This is a genomic window from Mycobacterium sp. 1245499.0 (assembly GCF_001673615.1).
Lineage (GTDB): Bacteria > Actinomycetota > Actinomycetes > Mycobacteriales > Mycobacteriaceae > Mycobacterium > Mycobacterium europaeum_A.
Map to the genome: position 1 here is coordinate 1 of NZ_LZMG01000186.1, position 10570 is coordinate 10570.

Consider the following 10570-nt stretch of genomic DNA (forward strand, 5'->3'; position numbering starts at 1 on the left):
CGGCGGGCCCGCCGCGGTAGACGCGCACCGGCACGCCGGCCGCGCTGTCCTCACCGATCCGGATCCCGGGTGCGTCGAGCTTTCGCGCCGCGGCCGGTGCACGGTGGTTTCGGTGGACTACCGGCTGGCGCCCGAACACCCCTATCCCGCCGCGCTGGAGGACGCCGACACGGTGGTGCAGTGGGTCGCCGCGAACGCGGACACACTCGGCGTCGATCCGGCGCGGTTGGCGGTCGCCGGCAGCAGCGCCGGCGCCACCCTGGCCGCATGCCTGGCGCAGCGCGCCGCCGACGGGTCACTGCCGCCGGTGGCCTTCCAGTTGCTGCACCAACCGGTGCTCGACGACCGGGCCACCGGATCGAAGGCGGAATTTCGCGCCAGCCCGGCGTTCGACGGCGAGGCCGCCGAGCTGATGTGGGGCTACTACCTGGGACCGGCGGCCGCATCGGCCTCCACGGTGCCCGCGCGCCGAGGCGAATTCGCCGGGCTGCCACCGGCTTTGATCACCTGCGCCGAAATCGACCCGTTCCGCGACGAGGCGATCGACCATGCGCTGCGGTTGCTGCGCGCGGGAGTCTCGGCCGAACTGCACGTCTTCGCCCGCACCTGCCACGGCTTCGATTCGCTGCTGCCCGAGTGGCCGGGCTCGCAACGGTTGTTCGCGCTGCAGGGCGATGCCCTGTCCAGCGCGTTACACGGCGACTAACCGTCGAATCGGATCAGCTGCCGCACGGCCGTGCCGTCGGCCAGATTGTCCATTGCCGCGTTGATGTCCTCGAGCGCAATGGTCGAGGACACCAGCGATTCCACCGGCAGCCGGCCCGCCTGCCACAGCTCGACAAACCGGGGGATGTCCCGGCTGGGCACCGCCGAGCCGAGGTAACTGCCGATCAACGACCGGCCCTCGGCCACAAAACCCAACGGCGACACGCTGATTCGCGCCGACGGCGGCGGCAGACCCACGGTGATGGTGCGCCCGCCGGGTGCGGTCAACCCGATCGCGGTCTCCAGCGCGGCGGGATGGCCGACGGCCTCGACGACCACCGCCGCCTTCACCCCGGCCTCGGTGGCCTGCTGCGGTGTGTAGGTGTCGTGGGCGCCCAGGCGGCGGGCGGCGGCCAACTTCTCCGGCAACTGGTCGACGGCGACCACCCGCACGTCGTCGTAGGTCAACGCGGTGAGCAGCGCCGCCATCCCGACCCCGCCGAGCCCGACGACGGCGACCGCCTGGCCCGGCCGCGGATGCCCCACGTTCAGCACCGCGCCACCGCCGGTGAGCACGGCGCAGCCCAGCAGCGCCGCGACATCGGGCGGCACGTCGGACGGCACCGGGACCGCGCTGGCCCGATTGACCACCGCATGCGTCGCGAAACCCGAGACACCGAGGTGGTGATACACCGGGTGCCCGGCCCGGCTGAGCCGAATGTCGCCGCCGAGCAAGGTGCCGGCGCCATTGGCCGCGCTGCCCGGTTCGCACGGCGTCAGGCCCTGGGTCGCGCACGCTGCGCAATGACCGCACCGAGGCAGGAAGACCAGCACCACCCGCTGACCCACCACCAGATCGTTGACGCCCTCGCCGACCCGCTCGACGATCCCGGCGGCCTCGTGGCCTAGCAGCATCGGCACCGGCCGCACCCGGTTGCCGTCGACCACCGACAGGTCGGAGTGGCAGATGCCGGCGGCCTCGATGCGCACCAGGACTTCGTCGCGGCCCGGCGGTGCGAGGTCGAGGTCGGTGATGGCGATCGGGCGCGACTGTGCGTAGGGCCGGGGTGACCCGATGTGCTCCAGGACCGCGCCCCGTATTCCAGGCATGCTGGAATACAACCATGGCGTCGGCTTCCGTAGTTCCGCCCGCACCGGACGGGCTGACCAGCAACGACTTTCCGGTGCTGTGGCCGGTCGGAACCCGGTGGGCCGACAACGACATGTTCGGCCACCTCAACAACGCCGTGTACTACCAACTCTTCGACACCGCGATCAACGCCTGGATCAACACCAGCACCGGGCTGGACCCGCTCACCACGCCCGCGCTGGGCATCGTCGCCGAATCGGGCTGCCGCTACTTCTCCGAACTGCAATTCCCGCAGCACCTCGTGGTGGGCCTGGCCGTCACCCGGCTGGGTCGCAGCAGCGTCACCTACCGGCTGGGCGTGTTCCGCGCCGAGAACGGGCTGGCGCATGATCAGGCGCGTCCGATCACCGCGCTGGGGCACTGGGTGCACGTCTACGTCGACCGGGAAACCCGCAAATCCGTCCCCATTCCCGACGCAGTCCGCGCGCTGCTGGCGACGGCCACCGTAGACCAATAGGGGCCCGGTACGCCCCCGATATGCTTCGCGCATGCCAGTGATGAGCAAGACCGTCGAAGTGGACGCCGACGCCGCGTTGATCATGAAGATCGTCGGCGACTTCGAGGCCTACCCGCAGTGGAACGAGGAGATCAAGGGCCTCTGGGTGCTGGCGCGTTACGACGACGGGCGCCCCAGCCAGCTGCGGCTCGACACCGATTACCAAGGTATGCAGAGCATGTTCATCCAGGCCGTGTACTACCCGGGCGAAAACCAGATCCAGACCGTCCTGCAGCAGGGCGACCTGTTCACCAAGCAGGAACAGTTGTTCTCGGTGGTGTCGATGGGCGCCTCGAGCCTGCTGACCGTGGACCTGGACGTCGAGACCTCGATGCCGGTCCCGGCGCCCATGGTGAAGCAACTCCTCAACAACGTGCTGGACCACCTGGCCGAAAGCCTCAAGCAGCGCGCCGAGCAGCTGGCCGCGAGCTAACAGCCGCGACAGCCCGTTCTCGCCGCGAACGTAAGCCCACTGCGCAAAGGCGCCCCCGAATTCGCAGTGTGCTTACGCTCGCGACCGTCAGGAAGCGCTAAGCCCGGTGCGGTCGCGCATCTCGGTCAGCCGGGTCGCCGCATCGGTGAACTGCCACACGGTGTGCTCGATCACCGCGGCGGTGTCGCGCCGGCGCAGCGCGGCGATCAGCTTGCGGTGGTTGTCCACCGCGGCCTCGCCCCACTGCGGGTCGGCCGCATAGACCAGCACCGGCATATAGCGCGCGGCGTTGAGCAGGAACCAGGCCAGCTTGATCCGGCCGCTCGCCTGGTTGAAGACGCGGTGAAACGCGAACTCGATGCCGGCGATGGTTTCGGCGTCGCCGGACCCGACGGCGGTGGCCAGCGAGTCGTTGATCCGGTCCAGCTCGTCGATCTCGGCGTCGGTGATGTGGTCGGTGGCCGCCGCCGCCAGCTCGCGGGCGATCGATGCCTGCAGCCAGAAGATGTCCTCGATGTCCTGGCGGGTCAGCGGCAGCACGACGTGGCCGCGGTGCGGTTCGAGCTGCACCATGCCCTCGCCGCGCAGCTTGAGCAGGGCTTCACGCACCGGGGTGACGCTGACCCCGAGCTGGGCCGCGGTCTCGTCGAGCCGGATGAACGTCCCCGGCCGCAGCGAGCCGGACATGATCGCCGCTCGCAGACGCCCGGCCACCTCGTCGGACAACTGCGCCCGTCGCAGCGGCCGCCGACTCCTCGGCTGCATTGACATCGGTGCGTTCACGGGGGCTGCCAGGGCTTTCGTGGGCTTGGCGGGACGGGGTTTAAGTTTTGACGGGTGTTAACGGGGACTTGTCAGTGGATCGTCAACGCCATAGTGTGACCCACACAACACTAAGTTTTATCAAATATCAACCTGGCGCAAGCGGTGCGCGAGTGAAGGGAAGTGTTGAGTTTGACCGCGCAATTGGCGAGCCATCCGACACAGGCGAACGAGCAGCCGTACCTGGCCCGGCGACAGAACTGGGTGAACCAACTGGAACGGCACGCGCTGATGCAGCCGAAAGCGACCGCGCTGCGGTTCCTGGGCAACAGCCTGTCGTGGGGTGACCTGCGCCGCCGGGTGGCGGCGCTGGCCGATGCGCTGAGCCGCCGGGGTGTCGGCTTCGGTGACCGGGTGATGATCCTGATGCTCAATCGCACCGAGTTCGTCGAATCGGTGCTGGCCGTCAGCATGCTCGGCGCCATCGCGGTTCCGCTGAACTTCCGACTCACGCCAGCCGAGATCGCGTTCCTGGTCCAGGACTGCGAGGCGCGGGTGATCATCACCGAACCGGTGCTGGCCCCGGTGGCCATCGGGGTCCGCGACATCGAGTCAATGCTGGCCACCGTCGTGGTTGCGGGCGGCCCGGCCGACGACAACGTCCTCGGCTACGAAGACCTGATCGATGAGCCCGGCGAGGAGCACCAACCCGTCGACATCCCCAATGACTCGCCGGCGTTGATCATGTACACCTCGGGCACCACCGGGCGGCCGAAGGGCGCCGTACTGACCCACACGAATCTGACCGGCCAGACCATGACCGGGCTGTACACCAACGGCGCCGACATCAACAACGACGTCGGATTCATCGGGGTGCCGTTTTTTCACATCGCGGGCATCGGCAACCTGCTGACCGGCGTGCTGCTGGGCATCCCGACGGTGATCTACCCGCTGGGCGCGTTCGAGCCCGGACAACTACTCGACGTGCTCGCCGCGGAGAAGGTCACCGGGATTTTCCTGGTCCCCGCGCAGTGGCAGGCGGTCTGCGCCGAACAACACGCTCGCCCGCGCGACCTGAAGTTGCGGGTGATCTCCTGGGGCGCCGCGCCGGCCCCCGACGCGCTGCTGCGGGAGATGTCGGCGAGGTTCCCCGGCGCCCAGATACTGGCCGCGTTCGGCCAGACGGAGATGTCGCCGGTGACGTGCATGCTGCTGGGCGAGGACGCCATTCGCAAACGCGGCTCGGTTGGCAAGGTGATCCCCACCGTGGCCGCCCGCGTCGTCGACGAAAACATGAACGACGTTCCGATCGGCGAGGTTGGCGAAATCGTCTACCGCGCACCAACTTTGATGAGCGGCTACTGGAACAACCCGCAGGCCACAGCGGAAGCGTTCGCGGGCGGCTGGTTTCACTCCGGCGACCTCGTGCGCATGGACGAGGACGGCTACGTGTGGGTGGTCGACCGCAAGAAGGACATGATCATCTCCGGTGGCGAGAACATCTACTGCGCCGAGGTGGAAAACGTCCTCGCCAGCCACCCCAGCATCGTCGAGGTGGCCGTTATCGGCCGGGCGCACGAGAAGTGGGGCGAGGTGCCGATCGCGGTCGCCGCTGTCGCGGGCGACAATTTAGCGCTCGAAGAGCTGGACGAGTTTTTGACCGAGCGGCTGGCGCGGTACAAGCACCCCAAGGCGCTCGAGATCGTCGATGCGTTGCCGCGCAACCCGGCCGGCAAGGTGCTCAAGACTGAACTGCGGGTTCGCTACGGCGTCGGAGAAATCGACTAAATCCATTCTACGGCAAGAGGTTTTAGGGGCAGAAAGGAAAGTTGACGGGAGCTGTAACGTTTGCCAGCTGTTGGCGAAGGGTTAATTGTGCGGATGCGGTTCACACCTGATTGGCCATCGGGTACATTCCTGTGGTCTCCGTTACTACTTGCCAGTAGGGAGCCGATGGTCACACACGTTGAGTCGGGGCGAGGCGGGGGCACACCCAGCCGCCTCGCGGCGAGGGGGAGAGGCGTGCTACACGATCCGCCGCGGCGCTGGGAGGCGCGCGGTGACGTCGCGAGGGGGCAACGGTGAGTTCAACGTCGACAAGTCGGCGGGGTCCCTACCTGGTTGGCTACGTTCGCGACCAACTGGAGACGCCTTTGACGCTCGTCGGGGGATTCTTCCGGATGTGCGTGCTCACCGGGAGGGCGCTGTTCCGCTGGCCCTTCCAGTACCGCGAATTCATCCAGCAGTGCTGGTTCATCATGCGGGTGGCGTTCCTGCCGACCATCATGGTGTCGATCCCGCTGACCGTGCTGCTGATCTTCACCCTCAACGTCCTGCTCGCCCAGTTCGGGGCCGCTGACCTCTCCGGCGCCGGCGCGGCGATCGGCGCCGTCACCCAGCTCGGCCCGCTGACCACGGTGCTGGTGGTCGCCGGCGCCGGCTCGACCGCGATCTGCGCGGACCTGGGCGCCCGCACCATCCGCGAAGAGATCGACGCGATGGAGGTGCTCGGCATCGACCCGATCCACCGGCTGGTGGTCCCCCGGGTGGTGGCCGCCACCCTGGTCGCGACCCTGCTCAACGGCCTGGTGATCACCGTTGGCCTGGTCGGCGGCTACCTGTTCGGCGTCTACCTGCAGAACGTGTCGGGTGGCGCCTACCTGGCCACGCTGACCACCATCACCGGCTTGCCCGAGGTCGTCATCGCGACGGTCAAAGCCGCCGTCTTCGGGCTGATCGCCGGGCTGGTCGGTTGCTACCGCGGCCTGACCGTGCGCGGCGGCTCCAAGGGCCTGGGCACCGCCGTGAACGAGACCGTCGTGCTCTGTGTCGTCGCGCTCTACGCCGTCAACGTCGTGCTGACCACCATCGGTGTCCGGTTCGGGACGGGGCACTGACGTGTCGACTTCCGCCGTCTTCCGCGCCCGCTTCCCGCGGGCGGCAGAGAACCTCAACCGCTACGGCCTCGCCGCCGCTCGCGGTCTCGACGACATCGGTCAGATGGCGTGGTTCGGCGCCATCGCCGTCGGGCACATCCCGCACGCGGTGCGCAACTACCGCAAGGAGACCCTGCGACTCATCGCCCAGATCGGCATGGGCACCGGCGCCATGGCGGTCATCGGTGGCACCGTCGCCATCGTCGGCTTCGTGACGCTGTCCGGTAGCTCGCTGGTCGCCATCCAGGGCTTCGCCTCACTGGGCAACATCGGCGTCGAGGCGTTCACCGGCTTCTTCGCCGCGCTGATCAACGTGCGCATCGCCGCACCCGTCGTCACCGGCATCGCCATGGCCGCCACGGTCGGCGCCGGCGCCACGGCGGAGCTGGGTGCCATGCGCATCAGCGAGGAGGTCGACGCCCTGGAAGTGATGGGCATCAAGTCGATCTCGTTCTTGGCCTCCACCCGCATCATGGCCGGGCTGGTGGTGATCATCCCCATCTACTCCATGGCGATCATCATGACTTTCCTGTCCCCGCAGATCACCACGACGGTGATCTACGGGCAGTCGAACGGCACCTACGAGCACTACTTCCGGACGTTCCTGCGCCCCGAGGACGTGTTCTGGTCGTTCCTGGAGGCCATCATCATCACCGCGGTCGTGATGATCACCCACTGCTTCTACGGCTATGAGGCCGGCGGCGGTCCCGTCGGCGTGGGTGAGGCCGTCGGTCGATCGATGCGCTTCTCGCTGGTGTCGGTGCAGGTTGTCGTGTTGGCCGCCGCGTTGGCGCTCTATGGCGTCAACCCCAACTTCGCGCTCACGGTGTAACCGCCATGGCCAGCCCGATCCAGACCAACGCCCCCCGCACCCCGCCCTACAAGCTGGCCGGCGTGGCGCTGCTGGTCGTCGCCGCGCTGGCGCTGGCCCTGATCTACGGGCAGTTCCGGGGCAGCTTCACCCCCAAAACGCAACTGACCATGCTGGCCGCGCGCGCCGGACTGGTGATGGACCCGGGTTCGAAGGTCACCTACAACGGGGTGGAGATCGGCCGGGTGGGCTCGATCTCGGAGACGGTGCGCGACGGCAAGCCGGCCGCCAAGTTCACCCTCGAGGTGTATCCGCGCTACCTGAAGCTGATCCCGTCGAACGTCAACGCCGACATCAAGGCGACGACGGTGTTCGGTGGCAAGTACGTCTCGCTGACGACGCCGGCGAATCCGTCGCCGCAGAAGATTTCGTCGCGCACGGTGATCGATGCGCGCTCGGTGACCACCGAGATCAACACGCTGTTCCAGACCATCACCTCGATCGCGGAGAAGGTGGATCCGATCAAGCTGAACCTGACGCTGAGCGCCGCGGCGCAGTCGCTGTCGGGGCTGGGCGAGAAGTTCGGCCAGTCGGTGGTCAACGCCAACATCTTGCTCGATGATGTGAATCCGCGGTTGCCCCAGGCGCGCAAGGACATTCAAGGTTTGGCGGCGCTGGGCGACACCTACGCGAACGCGGCGCCGGACCTGTTCGACTTCTTGAACAACGCGGTGATCACCTCGCGCACCATCAACGCCCAGCAAAAGGATCTGGATCAGGCGTTGTTGTCGGCGGCCGGCTTCGGCAACACCGGTGCCGAGCTGTTCAACAAGGGCGGTCCGTACCTGGCGCGCGGCGCCGAAGACCTGGTGCCCACGGCGCAGCTGCTGGACACCTACAGTCCCGAGCTGTTCTGCACCGTGCGCAACTACCACGACATCGAGCCCAAGGCCGCCTCGTTCCTGGGCGGCAACGGCTACTCGCTCAACAGCCACACCCAGGCGCTGTCCGGGTTGGGGTTGGTCGCCAACCCGCTGTCGCTGGTCGCGGTCGCCGCGCTCACGATGGGGCTCGGCGGCGTCGCCGGCCTGGTCGGTGGCGCGCCGAACCCCTACGTGTGGCCGGAGAACCTGCCGCGGGTGAACGCGCGCGGCGGCCCCGGTGGTGCCCCGGGGTGCTGGCAACCGCTCACCCATGACCTGTGGCCCGCACCGGAACTGGTGATGGACTCCGGCAACAGCCTTGCGCCGTACAACCACCTGGACACCGGATCGCCGTATGCGATCGAGTACGTCTGGGGACGCCAGGTAGGGGATAACACGATCAACCCATGAAAATCACCGGAACCCTTGTCAAGCTCAGCATCTTCTCGGTGGTGCTGCTGATCTTCACCGTGATGATCATCGTGGTGTTCGGTCAGATGCGCTTCGACCGCACCAGCGGATACACGGCGGAGTTCACCAACGTCAGCGGCCTGCGCGCGGGTCAGTTCGTCCGCGCCTCCGGGGTCGAGGTCGGCAAGGTCGACACGGTGGAACTGGTCGACGGCGGCAAGCGGGCACGGGTGAAATTCAACGTCGACCGCTCGATCCCGCTGTATCAGTCGACGACCGCCCAGATCCGCTACCTGGACCTGATCGGCAACCGCTACCTCGAACTCAAGCGCGGCCAGGGCGACGGCGCCGACAAGGTGCTGGCGCCCGGCGGGTTCATCCCGCTCGCCCGCACCCAGCCGGCGCTCGACCTCGACGCCCTGATCGGTGGCTTCAAGCCGTTGTTCCGGGCGCTCGACCCACAGAAGGTCAACAGCATCGCGACCGCGCTGGTCACCGTGTTCCAGGGGCAGGGTGGCACCATCAACGACATCCTCGACCAGACCGCGCAGCTGACCAGCCAACTCGGTGAGCGTGACCAGGCCATCGGCGAGGTCATCAAGAACCTCAACACGGTGCTGGACACGACGGTCCGGCACCGGCAGCAGTTCGACCAGACCATCAACAATCTGGAGGTGTTGATCACCGGTCTTAAGGACCACGGCGACCAACTGGCCGGGGGGACCGCGCACATCAGCAACGCCGCCGGCACGGTTGCCGACCTGCTGGCCGAAAACCGCGGCCTGCTGCACAAGACGATCAACTACCTGGACGCCGTCCAGCAGCCGCTGATCGACCAGCAGGATCAACTGCAGGACTACCTGAAGAAGGTGCCGACCGCGTTGAACATGATCGGGCGCGCCATCGGGTCATACGGGGACTTCGTGAACTTCTACGCCTGCGACATCACCCTGAAGATCAACGGTCTGCAGGCCGGCGGCCCGGTCCGCACGGTCCGGCTGTTCCAGCAGCCGACGGGTAGGTGCACGCCGCAATGAGAACTCTCGAACCCCCGAACCGGGTCCGCATCGGGCTGATGGGCATCGTCGTCACGGTGCTGGTGATCGGAGTGGGCCAAAGCTTCACCAGCGTCCCGATGTTGATGGCCAAACCGCATTACTACGGGCAGTTCGCCGATACCGGCGGTCTCAGCAAGGGCGATAAGGTGCGCATCGCCGGCGTGGACGTCGGCAAGGTGGAGGGTCTCAAGATCGACGGCGATCACATCGTGATCCAGTTCAACGCCGGCACCGCGACCTTCGGCACCGAGAGCAGGCTGGCCGTCAAGACGGACACCATCCTCGGAAAGAAGGTGCTCGAACTCGAGCCGCGCGGCAGCCAGACGCTGCGGCCCGGGTCGACGTTGCCGATCGGCCAGAGCACCACGCCCTATCAGATCTACGACGCGTTCTTCGACGTCACCAAGGCCGCGCAGGGCTGGGACATCGACGCCGTCAAGCAGTCGCTGCACGTGCTGTCGCAGACCATCGACCAGACCTACCCGCACCTGAGCCCCGCGCTCGAAGGCGTGGCCAAGTTCTCCGACACCATCGGCAAGCGCGACGAAGAGGTCAAGCACCTGCTCGCCCAGGCCAACCAGGTGGCGGGCATCCTCGGTGACCGTAGCGACCAGATCGACCGGGCGCTGGTCAACGCCAAGACCCTGCTGGCCGCCTTCAACGAACGCGGCCAGGCCATCAACGCCCTGCTGAGCAACGTCGCGGCGTTCTCCGAACAGGTCAAGGGCCTGATCAACGACAACCCGAACCTCAACCACGTGCTGGAGCAGCTGCGCACCGTAAGCGACATCTTGGTGCAGCGCAAAGACGATCTGGCCAACGGTTTCACCGAGGTCGGCAAGTTTCTGCCGTCGCTGAACGAGGCCATCGCCTCCGGCCCGTTCT

11 protein-coding genes are annotated in these 10570 nt (G+C 67.2%); 9 read left to right on the forward strand and 2 right to left on the reverse strand.

Going from position 1 to position 10570, the window contains the following annotated elements; all coding sequences use genetic code 11:
• On the forward strand, positions 1-706 hold a 706-nt coding region (locus A5646_RS10520; RefSeq protein WP_067021595.1), incomplete at its 5' end, for an alpha/beta hydrolase.
• Here the strand turns inward: A5646_RS10520 and A5646_RS10525 are convergent.
• Entirely contained in the window at positions 703-1815 is a 1113-nt protein-coding gene (locus A5646_RS10525) for an alcohol dehydrogenase catalytic domain-containing protein (RefSeq protein ID WP_067021601.1), read from the reverse strand. The genes A5646_RS10520 and A5646_RS10525 overlap by 4 nt on opposite strands.
• 14 nt (positions 1816-1829) lie before the next feature.
• Between A5646_RS10525 and A5646_RS10530 the strand changes: the two genes are divergently transcribed.
• Positions 1830-2312 (forward strand): thioesterase family protein, encoded by a 483-nt coding sequence (locus A5646_RS10530; protein ID WP_156765575.1) that lies wholly within the window; start codon positions 1830-1832, stop codon positions 2310-2312.
• 31 nt (positions 2313-2343) lie between these two features.
• A complete protein-coding gene (locus A5646_RS10535; protein WP_066861577.1) occupies positions 2344-2784 on the forward strand; it encodes an SRPBCC family protein in 441 nt (146 codons plus the stop codon).
• A gap of 87 nt (positions 2785-2871) precedes the next feature.
• Here the strand turns inward: A5646_RS10535 and A5646_RS10540 are convergent, their stop codons facing one another.
• Positions 2872-3555, reverse strand: coding sequence for a GntR family transcriptional regulator (locus tag A5646_RS10540; protein WP_197499482.1), 684 nt, complete (start codon positions 3553-3555; stop codon positions 2872-2874).
• A gap of 183 nt (positions 3556-3738) precedes the next feature.
• On the opposite strand from A5646_RS10540, the gene fadD5 reads away from it, so the two are divergent.
• From fadD5 to A5646_RS10570, 6 genes are all read left to right on the forward strand, one after another.
• Complete coding sequence (gene fadD5, locus A5646_RS10545) at positions 3739-5334, forward strand: fatty-acid--CoA ligase FadD5 (protein ID WP_067021605.1); 1596 nt, start codon at positions 3739-3741, stop codon at positions 5332-5334.
• Between the two features lie 293 nt (positions 5335-5627).
• Complete coding sequence (locus A5646_RS10550; RefSeq protein ID WP_066861583.1) at positions 5628-6443, forward strand: ABC transporter permease; 816 nt, start codon at positions 5628-5630, stop codon at positions 6441-6443.
• Between the two features lies 1 nt (position 6444).
• The gene (locus A5646_RS10555; protein ID WP_066861586.1) at positions 6445-7314 is read left to right on the forward strand and encodes an ABC transporter permease; all 870 of its coding nucleotides are present in this window, start codon (positions 6445-6447) and stop codon (positions 7312-7314) included.
• Positions 7315-7319: 5 nt separating this feature from the next.
• On the forward strand, positions 7320-8627 hold the full coding sequence (locus A5646_RS10560) for an MCE family protein (protein ID WP_067021597.1): 1308 nt from the start codon (positions 7320-7322) through the stop codon (positions 8625-8627).
• Complete coding sequence (locus A5646_RS10565) at positions 8624-9664, forward strand: virulence factor Mce family protein (RefSeq protein WP_067021599.1); 1041 nt, start codon at positions 8624-8626, stop codon at positions 9662-9664. Before A5646_RS10560 ends, A5646_RS10565 begins: the two co-directional genes overlap by 4 nt.
• The coding region (locus A5646_RS10570; RefSeq protein WP_156765576.1) for a virulence factor Mce family protein at positions 9661-10570 on the forward strand (910 nt) is incomplete at its 3' end. The genes A5646_RS10565 and A5646_RS10570, both read left to right, overlap by 4 nt.